This is a genomic window from Rheinheimera sp., assembly GCF_030690345.1.
In the GTDB taxonomy this organism is placed as follows: Bacteria; Pseudomonadota; Gammaproteobacteria; order Enterobacterales; family Alteromonadaceae; genus Alishewanella.
In genome coordinates this window covers 269,039-291,294 of sequence record NZ_JAUYGV010000009.1, presented here as the reverse complement: position 1 = coordinate 291,294, position 22,256 = coordinate 269,039, and the positions used below count along the sequence as shown (strand labels likewise).

The window sequence follows — 22,256 nt, the reverse complement described above, 5'->3', positions numbered from 1 at the left end:
CTTAAACTACGCTGCGCGGTTTGCTGCCAACCGCGCCATACCAGGCGATAAATACATAACACAGTAGCGGAATAATAAAGGCCAGCTGCACGCTGAAGCTGTCGGCCAGCGCGGCTTGAGCCAATGGCAATACCGCGCCGCCGACAATCGCCAGGCATAAAATACCCGAGCCCTGGCTGGTATGTTGTTTTAAGCCGGCAATGGCCAGGCTGAATATAGTGGGGAACATAATAGAATTACACAGGCCGACCAATAGCAGTGACCACATGGCCAGGCTGCCGCTGCTGGCGATGGTGACGGCCAGCAGCACTACGGCACAGACAGCGTTAAATGCCAGCACTTTGCCGGGCGCAATATACTGCATTACCACCGCACCGATAAAACGGCCGGCCATGGCGCCGCCAAAGTACCAGGCAATATAGTGCGACGCGGTTTTAGCTTCCAGCGCACCGATATCCGGTTGCGTAATAAAGCTGACTAAAAAGCTGCCAATACCTACTTCAGCGCCAACATACACAAAAATACCCAAAGCGCCCAGCACCAGGTGGCGGTACTGCCAGGCGGCGCCGGTTACGGTGATATTGGCATCTTTTTTACCCAGCTTCGGCAAGCGCAGAAAGGCAAAAATCAGCGCCATAATAATCAGTGCTGCTGCCAACAATAAATAAGGTAATTGCACGGTGGATTCGGTTACTTCGCCCGGTTTAGGTGCGTCCATACCACCAAAGATCAGCCAGGCACCAAAAAACGGCGCTACCGTGGTGCCTAAAGAGTTAAAGGCCTGGGTCATGGTTAAACGGCTGGAGGCGGTTTCCGGCTTGCCCAGCACACTAACATAGGGGTTAGCGGCTACCTGCAAAATGGTAATGCCGGCGGCCAGTACAAACAACGCCAGTAAAAACAGCGGGTAATAATGTGCCGCCGCGGCCGGATAAAACAGCAAACAGCCGGCGCCGGCAATCAGCAAGCCGGTGACAATACCCGACTGATAACCAATACGGCTGACCAGTATGCCGGCCGGTACCGACACCACAAAGTAAGCACTGAAAAAACAGAACTGGATCAGCAGCGCCTGAGTGTAGTTCAGGTCAAACAAGCCTTTCAGGTAGGGCACCAGGATGTCGTTCAGGCAGGTAATAAAGCCCCAGATAAAAAACAATGTGGTTAAAGACGACAGCGCAAAACGGTAGCTGCTGTTGCCTGACGCGGCCTGTGGCGCGGCGTCGCTGATTATTGGTGTTGCTGCCATCTTGTCCCCCGGCGATTTATGTTTTTAATTGACGGCGGCAATAGTGCCGTCTAGTATAATGTAAGCGCTTTCATTTATAGCATATATCACGCTGTTGGCAATAATTTTGTTGCTACGCAGCTAACAACAGCACGTTCGGAAGATAGTAGAACTGATGAAGATAACTTTAGCCAAAACGTCACCCCTGCTGCAGCGCGACTTTGTGTTTGGTGTCGCTACAGCGTCGTTTCAGATAGAAGGTGCAGCCGACAGCCGTGAAGCCTGTATCTGGGATACTTTTTGCGCCACGCCCGGCCGGATTAAAGATGGCTCCGACGGTTTGGTTGCCTGTGACCATGTGAACCGCTGGCGCGACGACATTGAGCTGATAGCAGCGTTGGGCGTAGATGCGTATCGTTTTTCCATCGCCTGGGGCCGGGTTATCCGCGCCGATGGCAGTATTAATCAGGCCGGGCTGGATTTTTACATTCAGCTGCTGGATGCGCTAAAGGCCCGTAATATTAAAGCCTTTGTTACGCTGTATCACTGGGATTTACCGCAATATCTGCAAGACGAAGGCGGTTGGTTAAACCGTGGTATTGCCTACAAGTTTGCTGAGTATGCTGACGTGGTCAGCCGTGCTTTTGGCGACAGGGTGTACTCGTATGCCACCTTAAATGAGCCATTTTGCAGCGCTTATCTGGGCTACGAAGCCGGTATTCATGCGCCCGGCGTGCAAAACCGGCAACAGGGTCGCCAGGTAGCGCACCATTTATTGCTGGCGCACGGTTTGGCGATGCAAGTGCTGCAGCGAAATGCGCCGCAGGCGCTGAACGGCATAGTGCTGAATTTCAGCCCCTGCCATCCGGCCAGCAGCAGCGCAGCCGATATCCGTGCAGCTGACATGGCCGATCAGTACCATAACCAGTGGTATATTCAGCCGCTACTCGAAGGCTGTTACCCTGACTTGCTTACGCAATTACCGGCGGCAGAGCAGCCACAAATTACTGCCGGCGATATGGCGATTATTGCCCAGCCGCTGGATTTTATCGGCGTTAACTATTACACCCGCACCGTATACCGGGCCAACAGCAAAGGCTGGTTTAGTGATGTGCCGCCAACCGCGCCGCCGCTTACCGACATGGGCTGGGAAATATACCCGCAGGGCTTAACCGAAGTGCTGCTGGCAATGCACCGGCGTTATAACTTGCCGCCGGTGTATATTACCGAAAACGGTGCCGCTATGCCGGATACCTTATTGCATAATCAGGTAGCCGACGCAGAACGGGTGAGTTATTTTCAGCAGCATTTACAAGCTACCGAAGCTGCCATAACGGCCGGTATGCGCATAGACGGCTACTTTGCCTGGAGCCTGATGGATAATTTTGAATGGGCCGAGGGTTATGCCAAGCGTTTTGGTATAGTCTATGTTGATTACGCTACACAGCAACGCACACTGAAAACCAGTGCCATAGCGCTGCGTGAGCTGTTTGCCGGGCGGCAAAAATAACAATAAATAATACAGGGTTGCGGCACATGCTGACAAAACGGGAAAAAGTGGCCTATGGCCTTGGCGATACCGCCAGTAATATTGTGTTCCAGACGGTAATGCTGTTTCTTACCTTTTTTTACACCGATATTTTTGGTATCTCCCCGGCGGTAGTCGGCAGCATGTTTTTGCTGGTACGTATTATCGATGCGGTAACCGATCCGCTAATGGGCGCACTGGCCGATAAAACCCAAAGCCGGCATGGTAAGTACCGGCCCTATTTACTCTGGCTGGCACTGCCGTTTGCGCTGTGCAGCGTGCTGGCCTTTACCACGCCGGATTTGTCGGCCAACGGCAAGGTGATTTATGCCTTTGCCACCTATACCTTATTAATGCTGGCCTACACTGCGATTAATATTCCTTACTCGGCGCTGGGCGGCGTGTTAACGGCAGATCCCACAGAGCGGGTATCGGTGCAGTCGTACCGCTTTGTGTTTGGTATGCTCGGCGGTTTATTAGTCACGGCCTGCACCCTGCCACTGGTAAACTTTTTTGGTAACGGCGACAACGCCAAAGGCTATCAGCTGACCATAGCCGCGATGAGTGCGCTGGGTTTAGTGCTGTTTCTGCTGTGTTTTGCCGGCACGCGCGAGCGGGTAACGGCACCGGTGGATCAACAACTTACGCTGCGCAGCAGCTTTGCATCCTTGTGGCAAAATGATCAGTGGCGTATTTTGTGTGTGGCGGCGTTTTTCCTGCTTACCGGCATGGTATTACGCACTACCCTGGCTATTTACTACGTGAAGTATTTTCTCGGCCGCGAAGATTTAATCACCGCCTTTGTCACCTTGGGCATGATTGGTAATATTGCCGGTTGCGCGGTAGCACAGTGGCTTAGCCGTTATGTCGATAAAGTAAAAGCCTATATTGGCTTGCAGCTGATCGCTGCCGTGATTTGCGTAGTCAGTTTCTTTATCGGCAGCGAACAGCTGGTACTGGCATTTGCGTTGTATTTTCTCTGGGGCTTCTTTTTACAAATGGCCACGCCGCTGTTGTGGGCCAAGATGGCCGACACTGTCGACTACGGCCACTATAAAACCGGTATCCGTATTACCGGCCTGGTGTACTCCTCTATCGTATTCTTTATTAAACTTGGCCTGGCGCTGGGCGGTGCTTTGGCCGGCTGGTTACTGGCCGGTTATGGCTATCAGGCTGATGTGCCGCAAACTGCAGATACACAGCAGGGCATTTTACTCAGCTTTACGCTGTTACCTGCCATCGGCTCGGTGCTGGTCGCCATAGTAATGAGCCGCTACCGCTTAACCGGCGCCAGGGTGCTTGATATCCACCGCCAGCTGGCGCTGCAAGCCGGGTAAAACCGGCTATTTCTGTAGCTGTACAGTAAGTGTTTATTTATTAAACAAACTATGGAACCAAGGTAGAGACAAGCGCGTATACTGGTGCGGTTAACGTACATGTCGTGCGTTTGCAGTACCCGGGTGGTGTTATGCAGGATAAAAAATCGATGACAGTCGCGATGCGGCTGGGTTTGGGTTTTGGCGTGATCTTATTGCTGATGGTAGCACTGACGTTGTTTGGTGTGCAGCGGGTTAATCAAATTAATCACACACTTACCGAAATTACCGAAGTTAATTCTGTAAAACAGCGCTATGCCATCAATTTTCGTGGCAGCGTGCATGACAGGGCGATAGCACTGCGTGATGTTACGCTGGTACCTGATGTGTCGGCATTATCACCGATACTGGCCGACATTAACCGGTTACAAGCGTTTTACCAGGACTCCCGCCGGCCAATGGACCAACTGTTCCTGCGCGGTAGCGATATAAACCCTGCCGAACAGCGGTTACTCGAAGCGATCCATCAGGTAGAACAACGCGCCCAACCATTAGCGGCAGACGTTATCCGCCTGCGCCAGCAAGGTCAGCAGGCTGCAGCTCAGCAGATACTGTTGCAAAAAATGAGTCCGGCCTATGTTGACTGGCTGGCCAGCATCAATGCTTTTATTGATTATCAGGAGCAGAAGAATCAGCAGGCCACGGAGTATGCCCGCAATGTGGCGGCTAACTTTGCCTGGTCGATGGTGTTATTGACTTTATTTGCCATTTTTATCGGTGTAGTAACGGCTTGGTATATCAGTCGCTACTTGCGCAGTGCTCTGGGTGGTGAGCCGGCGCAAGCGGCTGATATTGTCAGCCGGATTGCCGGTGGTGACCTGACAACGCCGATCAAATCAAGTCAGCCAAACAGCATGTTGGCGGCGGTGGCCAGTATGCAGAGTCAGTTACGCCAAACGTTAAAAGAAGTTATTGCGGCTGCACATACTGTTTCAACCCGGGCAACCGAACTGGATTTAGCCTCAAAAGAAGCGTTACAGGCTTCAGAATTGCAGGCATCTTCTTCTACCGCTTCAGCTGCCAGCATTGAACAGATGACAGTAAGCCTGAGCGCGGTAGCTAACACTGTGCAATTGACCGAGCAAAACTCAGAAAAAACCGCTGAGCTGTCGGCACAGGGCGCTAAGTTGGTAAAAGACGCTGCTGCTGAAATAGCATTGGTGGCAGAAACCGTTCAGCAATCTGCTACGCAAATCGGTAGTTTGCAACAACGTTCAAAAGACATTGCCGGTATTGCCGGCGTGATCCGCAGCATCGCCGAACAAACTAACTTACTGGCACTTAATGCCGCTATTGAGGCCGCCCGCGCCGGCGAGTCTGGTCGCGGTTTTGCTGTAGTCGCCGACGAAGTACGGCAACTGGCCGAACGTACCAGTAAAGCCACCACAGAAATTGCCGGTATGATCCAACTGGTGCAGGATGAAACCCAACAAGCAGTGCAAGGTATGGAAACATCAGCACCGCGGGTTAGCCAGGGCTTAGCGTTGGCCAATCAGGCCGCGGTTATGCTGGAGCAGATAAGGTTACAAGCCGAAGACTCATTGCATAATGTGCGTGATGTTTCCCGCTCTACCAACGAGCAGTCGGCTGCTGTTACTGAGTTGGCTCAGCATATTGAGCAAATAGCGACGATGTCTCGCGAAACCACCATCGTTATGCAGCAGAACCGCGGTGCGGTGGCCGCGTTGCAGCAGGTTGCTGCCGGGTTGAGCGGACAAGTAAGCCGGTTTAAAACAGATTAGCTCCGGCCTATTGCGGCGCTTGCTGGTTGCAAGCCGCTGCAAGCTGGTTAAACAGCGGCACTGCATGCTAGAGTAGATGCCTGAACCTTATTTCACAGGCAGGCCATGGCAACTATTTATCAAGTATCAGAGCTGGCCGGCGTTTCACTGGCCACCGTATCACGGGTAATGAATAACAATGCCCGGGTTAGTGAAGCTACGCGCAATAAAGTATTGGCAGCAATGGCGCAATTGGGCTACAGGCCCAATTCGATTGCGCAGTCGCTGGCGTCAAACCGCTCTAACAGTGTCGGTATTCTGGTCTCTGAATTACACGGCCCGTTTTACGGCGAAATGCTCAGCGGTATTGAAAACGAATGCCGCGCTGCCGGTAAGCACGTGATTATTGCCGCCGGCCACAGTGAAGAGGCCAGCGAAAAAGACGGTATCGAATTTTTAATCAGTCGCAGCTGCGATGCGCTGATTTTGCATGTTGAGGCGGTATCCGACGACTATCTGATCAAGCTGGCCGCCGGTAGCCTGCCGATAGTGCTGATCAATCGCTTTATTCCGCAGTTAGCGGATAACTGTATCAGCCTTGACAATGAGCTGGGCGGTTATCTGGCAACCAAAAAACTGCTGCAACAAGGCCACACACAATTAGCCTATATGGCCGGCCCGATGTGGAAAAGTGATGCTAAAGACCGTTATGCCGGCCATTTACGTGCCATGGCGGAACACGGCTTGCATTTTGATACAGCATTATTGGCCGAAGGCGACTTTCAGGACAGTAGCGGCAGTCGCTGTATGCAGCAGTTACTGGCCAAAGGTATGCCCTTTAGTGCGCTGGTATGTGCCAACGATGAAATGGCTGCCGGTGCGATGGAAGTGGCACGCGAACACGGCTTACAGGTACCGCAGGACTTATCGATAGTCGGTTTTGATAACCTGATCCTGGCACGTTATATCTACCCCAAACTCACTACCATCGATTACCCGATTGGTGAAATGGGCCGCATGGCCGCGCGTTGGGTATTAAAAAATATCTATCAGCAACAAGCACTGCAACTGAAAAATGTCTTCGAGCCGGCGTTAGTAAGCCGCGACTCGGCCAGCCGTTTATTGAGCTGATTAGCCGCTTGCATTGACAAAATGACTGCCGGTCACTAACCTCAGAACTTAAATGACTGCCAGTCACTTTTGAGGTTAGCTATGCACCATACTCCGTCCGATACCGTTGCAGATACATCAACACAGCACCCGGCTTTTGCACCGTTCGCCGATTGTCTGGCGCTGCAACGTTTGGCGTACCATGCTAACCCGGTACCGGCGCTGCAACAGCGGTTGGCAGACTTAGATGCACTAAAGGCGTTAGTTCGCGACAACGAGACGGCTTTAGTTGACGCAGTTAATGCCGATTATGGCAGCCGCTGCCGCTTTGAAACGCGCTTTTCGGAAATTTTAATGGTGCTGGAAGATATTACCCGCACGAAAAAGCAGCTGAAAAAATGGTTGAAGCCACAAAAACGCCATATTGACCGTTTGTTGTTTCCGACCTCCGGCTGTAAGGTGCTGCCACAGCCATTGGGCGTGGTCGGCGTTATAGTGCCGTGGAACTTCCCGATTATGTTGTCACTCTCGCCATTGGTGGCAATTTTTGCTGCCGGCAACCGCGCTATGGTGAAAATGTCAGAAAACTCTGAACAGCTGGCGCAGTTGCTGATTAAACTTGTACCGCAGTATTTCCCCGCCGACAAACTGCAGATTTTTGCCGATCAGGGCGGCAGCGGCGCGGCATTTTCGGCCCAGCCGTTTGACCATTTGTTCTTTACCGGCTCAGCACAAACCGGCCGCGCGGTAATGGCCAATGCGGCGAAAAACCTGACGCCGGTAACGCTGGAGCTGGGCGGTAAATCGCCGGCAGTGGTGGCGCCGGATTTTCCGCTGGCCAAAGCTGCTGAGCGTATTTTGTGGGCCAAGGCATTTAATGCCGGCCAAATTTGCACCAATGTTGATTACCTGTTTTTACCGCACGGCAGCGAGCAGCCGTTCACAGAATTGGCGCGTAAGTTGGTGGCACAGTACTACCCCGATATCAACCATAACGACTACACCGCCATCATCGACGACCGCTCCTACAACCGCTTACAACAAACGCTGGACGATGCCGTTGCTAAAGGCGCCACCGCAGTAAACCTGATGCCGGGCCAAACGCCGGACAAGGCGCTGCGCAAATTTCCGCTTACGTTGCTGTTTAATGTCACTGACGACATGCTGGTAATGCAGCGCGAAATTTTTGGCCCGCTGCTGCCGGTAAAAAGCTATAGCGCGGCCGCTGAGGTGATTAGCTACATTAACAGTAAGCCCCGGCCGTTGGCTTTTTACCCCTTTACGTATGATAAAACGCTGCAACAGCTTTACCTGGAGCAGGTGATGTCCGGCGGTGTGACAGTTAACCACGCCATTTTGCATGTTGGCCAGCACGACTTGCCGTTTGGCGGCATTGGCCAAAGCGGTATGGGGCATTATCACGGCTATGAGGGCTTTTTAACCTTTAGTAAACTGCGGCCGGTGTTTTACCAGGGCGCTTATAACAGCGTTAGCATGCTACTGCCGCCATACGGCAAGTTCGCGCATAAACTGACCGACTGGCTGATCAAATTTAAGGGCTGAGTATGAAGCAAAATGCTATCAGCGCAGAGGCCAAACAACAGCGGCGCGCCGACTTTATTGCTTCGGCGCGGCGCTTGTTTTTACAGCAACAACGTTTACCGGCGGTTGCCGATATTGCCGCCGACACCGGGCTGGCTAAGGGCACCGTGTACCGCTATTTTCAGAGTAAAGAGCAGATTTTTCTTGCCCTGTTAACGCAAGACTTTGCAGAGTTGTTCACAGCGCTGGAACGGTTGATTGAGCAGCTGCCGCAGCCGTTGTCAGAGGCGGCAGAGCCGTTCGCCGATGGTTACCTTAAACTGCTGCAACAGTCGGCAACCTTGCTGCCGCTGCTGGCACTGCTAAACGCTGTGCTGGAGCAAAACCTGCCGCAGCCGCAGTTGTTGGCGTTTAAGCAGCAATTGGCTCAGGCGCTGGATACGCTGGGCGGCAAACTGGCAGTGCGTTTTACGCAGTTAAGCCCGGCCAGCGCCAGCCAGCTTCTGTTGCACAGCTATGCGTTAACCCTGGGCCTGTATCAAAGTACGCAGCTGCCCGCTGCGGTGCAAACGTTGTTGCAGCAAGCCGGGCTGGCGCAATTGCAGTGGGATTTTACTGCTGAGCTGACCGCGGCGCTGTGCCGGTTATGGTGGGGCGCTGCACAAGAATAAACCACTAGGGTAAAGCGCGGCCGCGCGCGGCCAGATACAGCGCATACCAATGTTCACGGCTTAGCTGCACCCTGGTGGCCTGAGTACAGGCGTTAATACGCTGAATATTAGTGGTGCCGATTACCGGCTGAATATTGGCCGGGTGGCGCATTAGCCAGGCTAATACTATGGCCTCCTTGCTTACCTGATATTCTGCCGCCAGTTGCGCCACCAGGTCAGCCGTAACACGAATATTTGCCGCTGCATCAGTCACATCTTTGCCGCTGAACAAGCCCTGGCTTAAGCTGCCCCAGGCTTGCAACTGTACCTTGTTACGCCGGCAGTATTCGATAGTGCCGCTGCCAAAGTTAACGCCCGGCTCGCCGCTGCAACCGGCCGTGGTGCCCTCATCCAGCCAGGCCAGATGGCTTAAGCTCAGCTCCAGCTGATTGGCCACCAATGGCGTGGCCAATGCATCTTGCAACAGCGCCATTTGGTGCTGTTGCATATTCGATACACCAAAGTGCTTTACCTTACCGGCCTGTTGCAACTGCGCAAAAGCTGCTGCCACTTCTTCCGGTTGCATCAAAGGGTCCGGCCGGTGTAACAACAGCACATCCAGCTGCTCAATGTTAAGCCGCGATAAAATATTATCCACCGACTGCAATATCCAGCCGGACGAGAAATCATAGCGCTGCGGAGTATTGGCATCAGCAAAGCGAATGCCGCATTTAGATTGCAGGCTGATTTGCTCACGCAGCTGTGGCCGCTGTTGCAGCACCTTGCCAAATACTTGCTCGGCTTTGCCGTGGGTATAAATATCAGCATGGTCGAACAGGCAAATACCGGCGTCCAGCGCGGCATCGATCACCGTATGTGCCTGCTGTATATCAGCGTTGCTGGTCGGCTCGCGGCTCCAGCCACCGCCTAAACTCATACAGCCGAATATCAACGCACTATTGTGGTTGACGTAATGCGCCAGTGGATACTTGTTATCGGACATAATAATTCCTGCAGTAGTAAGGCAACACGACCTGTCGTCAGGCCGGTATGGTGGGGCTGAGTGTGCCAAATTTGTATTGCAACAGCAACGAATCCGCTCTAACGCGACAGCGGCAAACGATAAATATCGCCCTGGACCCCGTTGTGACGCACAAACACTGTCTGGTTGTGGCGCACGTTGAAATGCCGGATAAACCGGCCGGGCTCAGTCAGGTGCAGTGTATTGTCGCCGTTTGCCGGGTTCAGCCGGTAAATACCCTGGCCGGGCGTGTAGTAATACAATTGTCCCTGATCAATATGCCAGTTCAGCCAGTTTATCTTGTCAAACTGTGCCAGCAGCAACTGTTCGTTGCCGGAACGTAAATCCTTGTACCACAGACCGTCGTGATGAAACTTGCTGAAATATAATCCTCCCTGCCAAATACGGCCGCTATAGCCTCCCTGCTGCGTCAGTTTTTTCTCTGTCTTGCTGAGTATGTCATACAGCCATAACTGCCAGTCGCCATCGCGCTGGCTGCTGTACAGCAGGCTATTGCTGTCTGGCCCCCAATTTACCACGCCAACCTGTTTATCTGCTGTCAGCAGCGTTTGCAACTTAGCATTGGCAATGTTCACGCTGTAGGCGGCACCGTCTTTGCTGAACAGCAACTGTTTGTCATCTGCCGACCACTCCGGCCGGATAAAACCTGGCTGTCCGGGCAGCTCAGTCAGCAACCGCTCGGTGCCGTCCGGTTGTTGCAGCCACAACTGCTCGTGGCCATGGCGGGTGCTGAGAAAAGCCAGCTGTGTAGCGTCATGCGACAGACGCGGCATGGTATCCAGCCGCGAGCTGTTAATGCGCACCGCTTGGGTCCCCTGGCTGTCAGTCTGCCAGATATCGGCGCTCAGCTCAGTGCTGCTGAAATACAATGAGTTACCGGCGACGACAAACGAGTTGATAGGGTCGGCAGCGTGATACAAGGGGCTGAGGCTGGCATCGGCAATATGATATTGGTACAGGGTCTGGCCAGCGCTGAGCAGCAACATGGTATCGCTATACCAAGCCAGCGCATTAGCCCGAACCGGCAGTGGTTGTGTATGCATAATTTCGCCGCTGTTGCTGTTCAGTATCTGAAGTTCACTGGCGTTGGTTGAAATATAACGCAGTAGTGCCAACTTACCTGGGGTAGCTGATGGTGCCAGGGCAACATCACCAAGGCCGGAATAATTGGTTGGCATTAATGTTAACTGGTGTAAAACTCCGCTACCCATACTCAGCCGGTGCAACTGATAAGGTTGGGTTTTGTCGGGCCGCTGGCGGAAAAACAACGCCTGACCGTCGGCTTGCCAACTTAGCTGCGGATCGTTATCTGCCGGGCATTGGTGTAATACGCGGCGGTTATCTTCAGTTGTAATAAGCGCCGGCATGGTTATTTGCTGCAGCACCAGTTGGCACTTGTTGCCGGCCGTGTAGCGCACAAAGGCAAACTGGCTGCCGTCAGGGCTTAACGCCGGATAACGGCTGTCTTCGTTATCCTTGGTCAATTGGTGGTGTTGGCTATCCGCCAACGTATTGAGCCAGATTTGATAGTTCCCATTAGCAGTTTGACGCTGGTACAACAACGCAGTTGCTGCGAGGTTGCTGCTAAGCTGGCTTTCCCGGCCGTTAAAGCCGGTGTGCGGCTCTGCATTACCGGCGCTAAGCGACGGCAGCGTTTTGCTAAGCAGAAACCAGGCCGCCAGGCTGCATAACAATATTGCCAACCCGCTCAGCCTAAACCAGCGTTGGTGTGGAATGGCTCCGGTGGCAGCCGGGCGGGAGGCGGGTAAGCCCGTGGCGATAATAGTTGCTGCCGGCAGCAAGCGGTAACCGAGCTTAGGCAATGTTTCAATGTAGTTTGTCTGTGGATCGAGGCTGGCAAAGGCTTTTCGCAGCATCGACACCGCGCGGTTGATAGCTCCCTCGCTGACTATACGGCCATCCCAGACGCTGCTGATAAGTTGCTCGCGGCTGACTACCTGAGACGCATGTTGTAGTAACACCAACAACAATTTATGTTGGCGTGGCTCCAGGTACAGTTGTTGTTCACCCTGTTGCAACTGACGATTCTGGCTTTCGTAAATTATGCGTCCTAACTGCCAGCTTGCTGTGTGCTCGGTATTTATCTCTGGGTTCATTTCGGGTCCGGTAAGCTTTTCATCATATAAACATCAGCTCGAAGGCCGCGGCAAAACTGTATTGCAGGCGTAAGCTTGGCCGGCATTCAGGTTAACAGGACATTAATATGAAACAACAAATAAAAACAATAGGCTGGGCAATAACGCTGCTGATTGGCCTGACGGCCTGCCAGTCTTCTGATAAGCAGCAGGACTCTGCTCAGCAGCTACAGCAGGTAGAGCTGGGTAGCCGTAGCTACTGGCTGGCGCTGCCACAACAGTATCAGCCGGCAAATAGTTATAAATTATTGCTGGCATTTCATCCTTCCGGGGGCAGTGGTAATGGGATGCAGTCACTCAGTCATTTTGAGCAAATGAGTGATGACTATATTGTCGCTTATCCGGATTCTGAGCAGGTAGAATGGAATGAAGGCTGTAACTGCAACATTGCTCATCGTCTGGGCGCAGATGACTTAGGCTTTACCGCCGATATGATTGCCGATATCAGCAACCGTTACACTGTGACGCCGGGTGAAGTATATGCCGCAGGCTATTCTCAGGGCGGGTTATTCGTACAGAATTTGGCCTGTAATCTGCCTCATCTATTCAAAGCTGTTGCTGTGGTGGCCGCATCGATGTCAACCCAGCTGGCATCGGATTGTTCGCCTGAGGCTGCGGTATCGCTGATGATGATACATGGCACCGCGGACACCGTTCTGCCTTATACAGGTGTGGAGCACAATAATTTCGGTCTGATCAGCTCACCGGATGCTATTGCCTTAATGGCGGAAAAAAACGGCGCATTACCTTATGCATTGCACAAAGCGTCGGTAGCACCAGATACCAACCTGACCAGTTACCATAATGGTACGCAAAAGTTCCAGTTGTATAGCGTAGAGGATGGCGGGCATAACTGGCAGTTTACCGGTTTTGATACCAGCCGTCGGATCATGACATTTTTTGCGGAACTGGATCAGCCGGAGTTACCTGAGCATTCAAAACTGGTAACCACTGAGCAGGGGCAGTTTCATGTCCGTGCTATGGGGCTGGACAATCCGGGACCAGCTGTAGTGCTGTTGGCCGGGCCGAATTATAACTATCATAGCGACAGCGCTTGGTTTGCCGCGCTGCAGCCACTGTTGGCACAGCAGTATCGGGTCTACAGCATCGACCGGTTGGGCAATGCTTATAGCAGCAAAGCGGACGAGCTGTCTTACCGCCGTTTTGCTGATGATCTGGCGGCAGTGCTACAACAGTTACAGGAAACACAACTGGCGTTGGTCAGCTTTTCCAGCAGCAGTATCAGTGCGCGCTGGTTTTATCAGCAGCATCAGCAGCAGTTTGATATTAAAGCCATGTTGTATATTGATCCCGACATTCCGTTGCCGCATTCGCTAAGTTTGTATCAGGGTTACCCTGCAGATTGGTATCTGGCGAACTTACCGGCTTTGCTGCCCCACCTTGCTGCCGGTAACTGGACAGAAAGAACCAAAGATAAGCTCAATGTTGAATATCAGGAAGTGCAGCAGTTAGTGGCACAGCATAATGTGCAACTGGACTGGAGCTACTTTGAACAAATTATACAGCAACGCTTACTTATTCCTCAGCAACAGGCCCGGGCCATAGAAATTGCCGGTTATATTGCAGACCTTGACGGCTATGCCGCCTTACCAATGCTTTCAGCAATACCGATCAGTGTGATTGACAGTGATTTTGAACAGCAGCAGATAGATTCAGTGCAAGAGGATGAACCTGAACTGGCTGAAGCACTGCGTCTGTGGCAACAGGAAGGCAGTGCCTGGAGTGCAGAGCAGGCTTCGTTATCTAACGGTCAATATATTGCTCTGAGTAACAGTGATCACTTAGTACCGGTGCAGCAACCAGAGCAAATAAAGCAGGCGCTGGATTGGCTGTTCGGGCAATTACAATTACCGTAATCAATGTAACCATAAGGCAGCAACTCATGCATCCGGCTCACAGCCGGATGCTTCTTATTGGCTGTGGCAGTTAACCAGGGTTTGGTACTCGTCGAACGCAAAATGGTCGGTCATGCCGCTGATAAAGTCCTGCAGCAAACGACAGCGATAATACAGCTCCGGGGCGTTATCGCTCGCGGCCATATCCGCCACGGCTAACTGGTATGCCGCGACATGCTTATTTGGCAAGCGATGCGCCAGCCGTTGCTGTTGGGCTAGATGGTAGGCCTGGTTTTGCAACACCGCGGCAAATTCAGCGCGCGACAACAGCAACAGTGGCTGATAGCTGCTAAGCAAACCGGCAATAATGCGAAAACCTTGCAACTCCAGTGTTTCTACCTCGGGCTGGTTAAACACAAACTGGCGGGCAACCTGCTTAAAGGTGCTGGTAATGGCATGGTACTGGCTGCTATCTTCCAGCAAAGCGCGGTTCAGAGTGCCGTGATATACCGCGTCGATGTTACTGATAAACTGCTGCGCCGCATGGCGCACCAACGGGTGGATCATGCCTACGCGCAACTTAATAAAAAACTCTGAGGTTTTGTTAATCGGTTCATCCGTCGCCTTATCCAGCGCGGCCTTTACCAGGGCGGCAAAGCTCTCGCTGGCACCACTGTGAGTGCTGATTAACCGGCTTTGCGGTTCCAGCTCAACAAAGGTGGTATTAAGCTGCTGCGCCAGTTCAGTTAAGCTCAGCAGGCCTTTTTCTACCGCATCTTCAAGATCTGCCAGACAGTAAGAAATATCGTCGGCGGCTTCCATAATATAGGTCAGCGGATGGCGGCAATGCGCGGCGGTTTGCATTTCCTGCCACAGGGCCTCAACTAATTTTTGCTCGGAGTAATAGTAACCGGGTTTCTTCTGTAAATAGCTTTGACTGTGGCTGTTATCCGGTTTGGCGGCAGTGCCCTGGCGGGTGTATTTTAAAATACAGGCAATTTGCGAGTAGGTCAGGTTCATCCGCTGCAGGCTGTGTACCAGCCGTATGGCCTGGGCGTTGCCTTCAAACCGGGCCAGCTCGATGCACAGTGTCTGCCATAAAGCGTTATCCTGCAGCTGATGCTGTGCGGTCAGTGTCGGCAACGTTGTACTAAACCAGGCATTGATGGCACTTTCGCCACTGTGGCCAAACGGCGGGTTACCGACATCGTGCAGCAGGCAGGCCATTTCTACCAGCGATTCGATGGGCCGCTCCAGCCCGGTTAAGCCATACTCTGCTTGCTCTGCATCTGATAACAAGCGGAATATGGATTGCACAATAAAACGGCCGCTTTGCTGCACTTCCAACGAGTGTGTTAAGCGGCTGCGCACGGCAGCATTGCGCTCCAGCGGAAATACCTGGGTTTTTTGTTGTAAGCGTCGTACTGCTGCCGAGTTAATAATGCGGCCCCGGTCACTTTCCAGCGCGCTGTGTAAATCGCCGCTGCGGCTTTGCAGTACGCGATCTGCTTTGATTTTATTGCGAAAATCCATAGCTTAGTCTCAGGTTATGCTCAGCTGAGCAATGCCGGCAGTTGCCGGTAGTCAAACTCAGTAAAGCAGCGGATTTTATGATCGGCGATATCAAATTTGCTGTGCTGCCATTCATGCGCGGCCGGTATCGCAACCACTGTCATGCCGGCGGCTTTAGCGGCAGTAACGCCGGCAAAGGAGTCTTCGAACACTAAACAATGCCGCGGTGCTACGCCCAGCTTTTCTGCGGCTAACAGGTAAATATCCGGCGCCGGTTTACCCTGTGTTACCAGCTCTATATGGCAACGGGCATGGAAATAATGCGCGATATTCAGTCGCTGCAAGGTGGTATCAAGCAGCAGTTGCGGCGAGTTAGTGGCCACGGCGATTTTTAGCGCCGCTTGCTCCAGTTGCTGTAGCAGTGCAGGCAAACCGGTTTTGGCCACACCGCCTTGCCTTACGCCGTTGGCAACAAACTGAATAATCTGTTGCTCTACCTGCAGTGGTGTAAGCGTTGGCCAGGGCTGATGCTGATACCAATGCGCAACCACGCTGGCGGTAGTCAACCCGGTGCTTTGCAACTGCGGTGGTTTAGTGAAATCCACCCCCAAGCCGCCCAGAATGGCCTGCTCGGCCTGATGCCATAACGGCTCAGAGTCGATCAGCACACCGTCCATATCGAAAATAACTGCCTGAAACACCGCGCCTCCGGATTTGCTACGCTAAAGCAGCAGCATAACATGCAGTAATTTACTTTGCTGCTACAGCCAACCTTTTTGCCGGGGTACCACCGCTACTGAATCTTTGCCAAGATTGTGGGAAAGCTATACCGATAACATAAACAAACCTGTGCTTTACTTAACATTAAACTAAGTGCTGCCAGCCTCTAAACCTTAGGGGTTAAAGACAGGCTGTGCGTCCGGGGCTTCTGCGTGGTATTTATCGTCGCTGAACAGCAGCGGATAATAAAAATGACGCAGTTGAGCGTGAAAATCTCTTACTTTTTGTTCATAGCGCCAGGCCGCTTTCGCGTCTGTTTGCGCCCAATCGGTAAGGGTTCTTTGCAGTAAGGTTGCCGGTGATAACCATGCTACACAACCAGCCGCCCGATATTTATCTTCTGCGGTTTGCTGATAAGCTTGCGCTAATGGCCAGGCCGCTTCATCCCCCAATTGCTGAAAGGCGTAATACCATTTCCATTCAAACAGCGATTTTACCTGGGTTTTGCCAGCCCACTCAGGATGAGATACCACAAAAGCGTGCATGGTTGTTTCAATAGGAATATCCCAGGCATCATTTACCGCTTCACGCTGGGTCAGCAGAATATCGCCGCCTTGCGGGCCATGAAAGCCTTTATCAATCGCGACATTGGCGACAGCAGGAATAATAAAGGTGGTTAATAACCAAAAGCCGATTAAAAACGAGGCCAGTACCGGGGCAGAAAAGCTAAAACGTGCCACCCAATAACACAGTAATGCCCACAGCAGAATATAAACCAGTGCTATGGCTATAACCGACAGCATTAACCCGGCAGAGACGCCATTAAATATAGCGCCGGCGATAAAAGGCAGCATAAGCGCTAGCCACAGCGTTAGTAAAACAACTACGGCCCGTAACGGCCACAAGCTATACGCCGTGCGCGCAGTAATAGATAAAAAGTCTAACCGGCCGGCAGCCCGCTCGCTGGCCCGCAAATCATGCAGTAACAATATAAGCAGTAAGGGCGCAATAACGGCGATAACAAAAGTAAAATCAATACGGCCAACCAGTGCCAGCTCAGGGTTTTGGGTATCGGACTCATGAATTTGCCCTTCAAGTGCCAGCATACGGATACGATGCTTCCATGGATAAACATCACGTACGCCTAAAGCGGCAAAGGCCAGTGAAGATGGCGGCGCATAAGTCAGGTGAAAAGTATAATAAGCAAGGGAGCCATAATCATCGTAGCGTTTTGTTACATCGGCTTGATCCTGTTGATCTGCTTTTTGCATACGCTCTATGGTGGCATGTTGCTGCGCGACTTCCACGCTGCCGGTCCACACAGAAAATAAAGCCAGTAAAAAACCAACCAAAAGCACTAAAGCTATGCTCTTCTTGCGTAAAACAAATCGGCTTTCACGGCAAATGTCTAACCAACTCATATACGTTTACCTGCGAATAAAATAAATCCCAACACGACAGCCATGGCACAAAATAGCTGTAACAACGCCATAAGACTGTTGGCAAACAGTTGCTTTGGCGCTAACGGTGTAAAATGAAAATCATCCAGTATTTGCCAGTTAGCTGAGCTGACAGTCGCCTCTTTCTGCGCTTGTTGGCTGCTATATCTGTTTGCATCTTGCGCGTAGCTAAGCCCTTCAGCGTGCAGCGTATTCAGCGATTGCACAAAGTCATAGCGTATTGTTTCTGCCTCGCGCAGGAAACGCTGGTAGTTTTCCAAATCGGTACCGGCAAGCTTCATCGAGGCAGTCTGGATCGCAATAGCGGGTGACAACCAGCCAAATTTGCGGGCAATATCAGCCTGAGCTTGCTCGCTTTGCATTTTTCGTTCGGCAAATTTGTTCAACACTTCCGTATGATGCGCCTCTGAATAGCGTGATACCACGCCTCTGAAATTAACCGGTAGCTCTTCCACTGTCGCAACATTATATTGCGCTAAAAGATTGTCTTTAAGCGCTTTAAAAGCAGGATCGTTAGCATTGTGCCCGTCCCCTGTGTTACGAATACTTTGTAGCACAGCAAAATCGGTTTCCAGTTTCCCCTGCGAGGCCAGAGCAACACTGGCAGTGTTGCCGGCAATTCTGGGCAGGATAAGACACATGAGGATCCAAACAGCCATTAAGCCACTAAAGCTGGTGCTGTTAGCGGATGCCAGAGCAGAAACGGCCAGCACGATGCCGCACCAAATAGCCAAATACAGCAGATAGGCAATTACAAAAGCCACCACAGGTAACACCGCAGCACCGTTTAACAGCGTCAGCAGTGCCCCCACAACAAGCGGGGCAAGTATTAACAGGCCCGCACCGGCCAGCGCCACAGCTTTACCCAGCATAAGCGTTAGCGCTGACACCCCCTGCACCTTAAGAAAATCTAAGGTGCCGGCCTCACGCTCACGGGTCATAACACCGAAGCCCAGTACAATGAGCAGCAGCGGGGTGAGTACTTGCATGACATAGGCCGGGGTGAGTTTACCGAGCCAGTTTAAGCCACTGCTTTGCTTTTGCCCGGCAAAGGTCGCGCTGTTTTGCTGGTGCCCTTCAAGAAAAATGGCATTACCGGTAAACGCATCGATACCCGGATCTAACGCACTTAAAGGCGGCGGAGCACGAAATAAATAATGACCATAGTGGATCATCCGGTGGGGATGGCGGTCTGGTTGTGCCTCAAACACCTGCTTCGCCTCAGATTGCATATGCTGACGCTTTTCAGCCGTTGCCGTAATGGCGGCTTGCGTTACCCAAACCGAGGCAATTGCCAGCACCAGCGCAATCAGCAACACGGTTTGCGCCAAACTGGAACGTCGCCAGTAGCGCCACTCGTCTCTGGCGATTGCCATTACAGTACTGCTCATTGCAGCGCTACTCATTCCGCGCCCCTGCAGTGAACGCTTTGTGTACGACCTCAGAGTCGATATTGCCGTGTTCGGGCGCGTCGAACATGCCAACAATTTCTCCGTTATGCAGTAAGCCAATGCGGTCAGCTACATGACAGGCGCCATAAACATCGTGGGTTACCATAAAAATAGTAGAGCCCTGCGCAGCCAACTGTTTTACTAAACGGTTGAAATCATCAATAGCAACAGGGTCCAGGCCAGATGTGGGTTCATCTAAAAACAAAATGGGTGCTTCACGCAGCAATGCCAGGGCAATGGCGGTCTTTTGCCGCATGCCTTTTGAATAACCCGCCAGTGCTGAATTCCAGGATGCTTCCTGCAATGCAACACGCTGTAAAGCTTCAGCAATATCGCCAGATGTTTTCTGCTTGCCAGACAATGATAAAAAATATTTTATATTTTCAACTGCCGTTAAATGGCCGTACAACATGACAGACTCCGGCAAGTAAGCGACTTTTTGCCGAACGACATCCGGTTGCTGGTGCACATTAACCCCTGCCAATGACACAGAGCCGGATGATGGCGTCATAAGACCAAGAAAGGTTTTAATGGTTGTAGATTTACCTGCGCCATTACCGCCCAGCAGCGCCATAACTTCGCCTTTCCGGGCACTAAAGGAAACATTCTTCAATATTTGCTTTTCTTTTACGTTAACGCATAAATTTGAAGCACTTATAACCAGTTCCTGCATTTTAAATCATCCCGAAATTCAATAAAAAATATTACATGTAGTGGGGGAAGCCTTAACTTCAGAACTGATATTTCACACTAACACTGTAGTTTACCGGCGAGCCCGGAAGGTTCCATAACTTATGGTACGAGTTCTCAATGTACGCTTCATTAAACAGGTTGTTTACATCAAACTTCAGGCTAAGCTGTTGGCTCAAATCGACAGACGCTGCCAGGTTAACCAAGGTGTACGCAGGCAAAATGTAGTTCGCATCTGTTGTTTCACCCACGCGGTCACCAACGTGGCGTACCGTTACAGCAAAAAAAGCGTCTTTCGCTAATACCTGAGCAAAGTGGTTCACAGAGATATAGCCAGAGTGTTTAGCGATGTTTATTAACCGCGAGCCTTTAGGAATAGGCACACCCCAATCAAGATTGGTTGCGTCTTTAGCTGTTTTTGCGTCAACGTAGGCATAGCCCAGGTCGATACTGGTGCTTGTCGTCAGGCTGGTCGTCAGTTGAAATTCAATTCCCTGGCTTGCTACTTCACCTAAAGTTGCTGAAAAATTGGTGTTTGGTACAGCCGTTAACATATTGGTTTTTTCTGCATCGAAAATAGCAGCACTACCTGAGAAACGTCCGGCGAGATTTTGCCATTTAGCACCGATTTCAAAAGAGGTGGTTTCTTCAGGAGCAAAGGCATTTCTGTCAGAATCCAGCCCCGGGTTTGGTCTGAAGCCTTCAGCATAACTGGTGTACAAATTCACACTGTCGTTAATTTGATAAACAAAGCCGGCCCGTGGTGTAAACTGTGTTTTGTCCTGACTTTGAGATATTTCACTGACTCTATTGAAAATATCTTGCTCAAACCGATCTACGCGAAACCCGAGTAGTAACTTCGTTTTCTCTGTCAGTTCAATTAAGTCCTGCGCATAAAAACCTAAGCCTTGCTGTTTTTCATTCGTCAGTGTTGTCGGTAACACGTCCGGGCGAAAGATGGTGTAATCAGGATTATTCGGGTCAATGCTATAGGTTGTATCGCCCGCTCCCCAAGCTGTTCGCCACAATCTGTAATCAGTGTCCAGGTGATAGTTGTAATAATCCAGGCCGACCAATACATTGTTAACAAAACCTGCAAGTTCGGTGTTACCACTTAACTCAAAACGTAAAGATAGATCCCGTGCCTGATAATCGCGCTCTCTGCGTTGTCTTGATAAACGATTAGGATCAGTTAACAGCAACTGTCTGCCATCTGATAGCTCTGTATCTGAAGATTGCCCCTTCATTGATGAATCTCTGTAGGCAAAACCGGTTAAAAGGTGCCAATCCTGACTCAGAGTATGATTTAAGATCACTTGATGACCAAGGGCTTTCACTTCATGGGCACGGTCCCGAAGATCACCATAAAAATCTTCAGGACTGGCTGCGTCGAAATCGTTATCTAAAATATAAACACCGCGATCCAGTGGTTTTTCCTGCTCAAGAATTTCCATCTCGTAACTGAGACTGGTCTGGTCAGAAATATTCCAGATAAAAGATGGGTTTAAGTTCAGATTCTTAAAGAAAACATGATCCCGGTGTGTATCAGAATCTTCATAACTACCCGTAATACGGTAAGCGCTGGCATCGTTAAGGCCGTTGCTGTAGTCAAATTCCAGTACTTTCTTGTTGTAATTTCCTACTGTTGCCTGAAGGTAACCCTGCTCATCAAACAGGGGTTTCTTGGTAATAACATTGATGGTACCACCAGGCTCACCCTGGCCGTATAGCGCAGAGCCGGGCCCTTTCATCACTTCAATGGTTTCAATATTTACCGTACTTCTGTTGCCGCTGTAGCCGCGTACGTTAAAACCATTGATTAAGTAGCCTGTTGGGTTGGATTCATCGCCCGAAAAACCGCGGATAGCAAAGCTATCAAACATACCACCAGAGCTGTTTTGTCTAACGATAGATGCTGAAAAGTCTAAGGCGTCACTAAGACGGCTAATGCCTTCGTTTTCTAATTTATCAACACCAATGCGATCTATGGCTTGTGGTGTATCAATAAGTGGTACATTGCCACGATAAGGTTGCCAGTGTTTTTTAACTTCAATATGCTCAATACCGGCATTAGCCTCTTGAGGTTGCATAGCATTATTGCCGGTATTTTGTGCTGCTGCACTGGTAGATATGGCGAGTAACGAGAATAAAAACCGCTTTTTCATGAGTTTTACATTGCTTGGGTGAAATGATTAGCTGATGTTATAACATAAC

The 22,256-nt window shown here is 51.2% G+C and carries 16 protein-coding genes; 7 read left to right on the top strand and 9 right to left on the bottom strand.

What is annotated here, in order from left to right; all coding sequences use genetic code 11:
- Window position 1: 1 nt before the first annotated feature.
- Complete coding sequence (locus Q8O77_RS19630) at window positions 2–1,249, bottom strand: sugar MFS transporter (RefSeq protein WP_305557328.1); 1,248 nt, start codon at window positions 1,247–1,249, stop codon at window positions 2–4.
- Window positions 1,250–1,403: 154 nt separating this feature from the next.
- Between Q8O77_RS19630 and Q8O77_RS19625 the strand changes: the two genes are divergently transcribed.
- The 6 genes from Q8O77_RS19625 (at window position 1,404) to Q8O77_RS19600 (ending at window position 9,176) form a co-directional block, all read left to right on the top strand.
- On the top strand, window positions 1,404–2,738 hold the full coding sequence (locus Q8O77_RS19625) for a GH1 family beta-glucosidase (protein WP_305557325.1): 1,335 nt from the start codon (window positions 1,404–1,406) through the stop codon (window positions 2,736–2,738).
- A gap of 26 nt (window positions 2,739–2,764) precedes the next feature.
- Window positions 2,765–4,093 (top strand): glycoside-pentoside-hexuronide (GPH):cation symporter, encoded by a 1,329-nt coding sequence (locus Q8O77_RS19620; protein WP_305557322.1) that lies wholly within the window; start codon window positions 2,765–2,767, stop codon window positions 4,091–4,093.
- Window positions 4,094–4,224: 131 nt separating this feature from the next.
- Window positions 4,225–5,874, top strand: coding sequence for a methyl-accepting chemotaxis protein (locus Q8O77_RS19615; protein WP_305557319.1), 1,650 nt, complete (start codon window positions 4,225–4,227; stop codon window positions 5,872–5,874).
- A gap of 105 nt (window positions 5,875–5,979) precedes the next feature.
- On the top strand, window positions 5,980–6,984 hold the full coding sequence (locus tag Q8O77_RS19610) for a LacI family DNA-binding transcriptional regulator (protein ID WP_305557315.1): 1,005 nt from the start codon (window positions 5,980–5,982) through the stop codon (window positions 6,982–6,984).
- Between the two features lie 81 nt (window positions 6,985–7,065).
- A complete protein-coding gene (locus Q8O77_RS19605) occupies window positions 7,066–8,526 on the top strand; it encodes a coniferyl aldehyde dehydrogenase (protein WP_305557312.1) in 1,461 nt (486 codons plus the stop codon).
- Between the two features lie 2 nt (window positions 8,527–8,528).
- Window positions 8,529–9,176 (top strand): TetR family transcriptional regulator, encoded by a 648-nt coding sequence (locus tag Q8O77_RS19600; protein ID WP_305557309.1) that lies wholly within the window; start codon window positions 8,529–8,531, stop codon window positions 9,174–9,176.
- 4 nt (window positions 9,177–9,180) lie between these two features.
- On the opposite strand, the gene Q8O77_RS19595 is transcribed toward Q8O77_RS19600, so the two are convergent.
- Both Q8O77_RS19595 and Q8O77_RS19590 read right to left on the bottom strand, forming a co-directional pair.
- Complete coding sequence (locus tag Q8O77_RS19595; RefSeq protein ID WP_305557306.1) at window positions 9,181–10,158, bottom strand: aldo/keto reductase family oxidoreductase; 978 nt, start codon at window positions 10,156–10,158, stop codon at window positions 9,181–9,183.
- 98 nt (window positions 10,159–10,256) lie between these two features.
- The gene (locus Q8O77_RS19590; RefSeq protein ID WP_305557303.1) at window positions 10,257–12,314 is read right to left on the bottom strand and encodes a winged helix-turn-helix domain-containing protein; all 2,058 of its coding nucleotides are present in this window, start codon (window positions 12,312–12,314) and stop codon (window positions 10,257–10,259) included.
- Window positions 12,315–12,421: 107 nt separating this feature from the next.
- On the opposite strand from Q8O77_RS19590, the gene Q8O77_RS19585 reads away from it, so the two are divergent.
- The gene (locus Q8O77_RS19585; protein WP_305557300.1) at window positions 12,422–14,230 is read left to right on the top strand and encodes an alpha/beta hydrolase; all 1,809 of its coding nucleotides are present in this window, start codon (window positions 12,422–12,424) and stop codon (window positions 14,228–14,230) included.
- A 54-nt stretch (window positions 14,231–14,284) separates the two neighbouring features.
- On the opposite strand, the gene dgt is transcribed toward Q8O77_RS19585, so the two are convergent.
- The 6 genes from dgt to Q8O77_RS19555 form a co-directional block, all read right to left on the bottom strand.
- Window positions 14,285–15,742: a dGTPase gene (dgt, locus tag Q8O77_RS19580; protein ID WP_305557297.1), complete on the bottom strand. Its 1,458-nt coding sequence runs from the start codon at window positions 15,740–15,742 to the stop codon at window positions 14,285–14,287.
- A 20-nt stretch (window positions 15,743–15,762) separates the two neighbouring features.
- On the bottom strand, window positions 15,763–16,422 hold the full coding sequence (gene hxpB, locus Q8O77_RS19575; protein ID WP_305557294.1) for a hexitol phosphatase HxpB: 660 nt from the start codon (window positions 16,420–16,422) through the stop codon (window positions 15,763–15,765).
- A gap of 192 nt (window positions 16,423–16,614) precedes the next feature.
- Window positions 16,615–17,862 (bottom strand): DUF3526 domain-containing protein, encoded by a 1,248-nt coding sequence (locus tag Q8O77_RS19570; RefSeq protein WP_305557291.1) that lies wholly within the window; start codon window positions 17,860–17,862, stop codon window positions 16,615–16,617.
- Window positions 17,859–19,307: a DUF3526 domain-containing protein gene (locus Q8O77_RS19565; protein WP_305557288.1), complete on the bottom strand. Its 1,449-nt coding sequence runs from the start codon at window positions 19,305–19,307 to the stop codon at window positions 17,859–17,861. The genes Q8O77_RS19570 and Q8O77_RS19565 overlap by 4 nt, the downstream gene beginning before the upstream one ends.
- Window positions 19,300–20,025: an ABC transporter ATP-binding protein gene (locus Q8O77_RS19560; protein ID WP_305557285.1), complete on the bottom strand. Its 726-nt coding sequence runs from the start codon at window positions 20,023–20,025 to the stop codon at window positions 19,300–19,302. Before Q8O77_RS19560 ends, Q8O77_RS19565 begins: the two co-directional genes overlap by 8 nt.
- A 58-nt stretch (window positions 20,026–20,083) precedes the next feature.
- Entirely contained in the window at window positions 20,084–22,207 is a 2,124-nt protein-coding gene (locus tag Q8O77_RS19555) for a TonB-dependent siderophore receptor (protein WP_305557282.1), read from the bottom strand.
- Between the last annotated feature and the right edge of the window lie 49 nt (window positions 22,208–22,256).

Bases quoted from the DNA above. Each gene is read 5' to 3' on its own strand.
- Q8O77_RS19630 (WP_305557328.1), bottom strand. From the start codon at position 1,249: ATGGCAGCAACACCAATAATCAGCGACGCCGCGCCACAGGCCGCGTCA.
- Q8O77_RS19625 (WP_305557325.1), top strand. From the start codon at position 1,404: ATGAAGATAACTTTAGCCAAAACGTCACCCCTGCTGCAGCGCGACTTT.
- Q8O77_RS19620 (WP_305557322.1), top strand. From the start codon at position 2,765: ATGCTGACAAAACGGGAAAAAGTGGCCTATGGCCTTGGCGATACCGCC.
- Q8O77_RS19615 (WP_305557319.1), top strand. From the start codon at position 4,225: ATGCAGGATAAAAAATCGATGACAGTCGCGATGCGGCTGGGTTTGGGT.
- Q8O77_RS19610 (WP_305557315.1), top strand. From the start codon at position 5,980: ATGGCAACTATTTATCAAGTATCAGAGCTGGCCGGCGTTTCACTGGCC.
- Q8O77_RS19605 (WP_305557312.1), top strand. From the start codon at position 7,066: ATGCACCATACTCCGTCCGATACCGTTGCAGATACATCAACACAGCAC.
- Q8O77_RS19600 (WP_305557309.1), top strand. From the start codon at position 8,529: ATGAAGCAAAATGCTATCAGCGCAGAGGCCAAACAACAGCGGCGCGCC.
- Q8O77_RS19595 (WP_305557306.1), bottom strand. From the start codon at position 10,158: ATGTCCGATAACAAGTATCCACTGGCGCATTACGTCAACCACAATAGT.
- Q8O77_RS19590 (WP_305557303.1), bottom strand. From the start codon at position 12,314: ATGAACCCAGAGATAAATACCGAGCACACAGCAAGCTGGCAGTTAGGA.
- Q8O77_RS19585 (WP_305557300.1), top strand. From the start codon at position 12,422: ATGAAACAACAAATAAAAACAATAGGCTGGGCAATAACGCTGCTGATT.
- dgt (WP_305557297.1), bottom strand. From the start codon at position 15,742: ATGGATTTTCGCAATAAAATCAAAGCAGATCGCGTACTGCAAAGCCGC.
- Q8O77_RS19570 (WP_305557291.1), bottom strand. From the start codon at position 17,862: ATGAGTTGGTTAGACATTTGCCGTGAAAGCCGATTTGTTTTACGCAAG.
- Q8O77_RS19565 (WP_305557288.1), bottom strand. From the start codon at position 19,307: ATGAGTAGCGCTGCAATGAGCAGTACTGTAATGGCAATCGCCAGAGAC.
- Q8O77_RS19560 (WP_305557285.1), bottom strand. From the start codon at position 20,025: ATGCAGGAACTGGTTATAAGTGCTTCAAATTTATGCGTTAACGTAAAA.
- Q8O77_RS19555 (WP_305557282.1), bottom strand. From the start codon at position 22,207: ATGAAAAAGCGGTTTTTATTCTCGTTACTCGCCATATCTACCAGTGCA.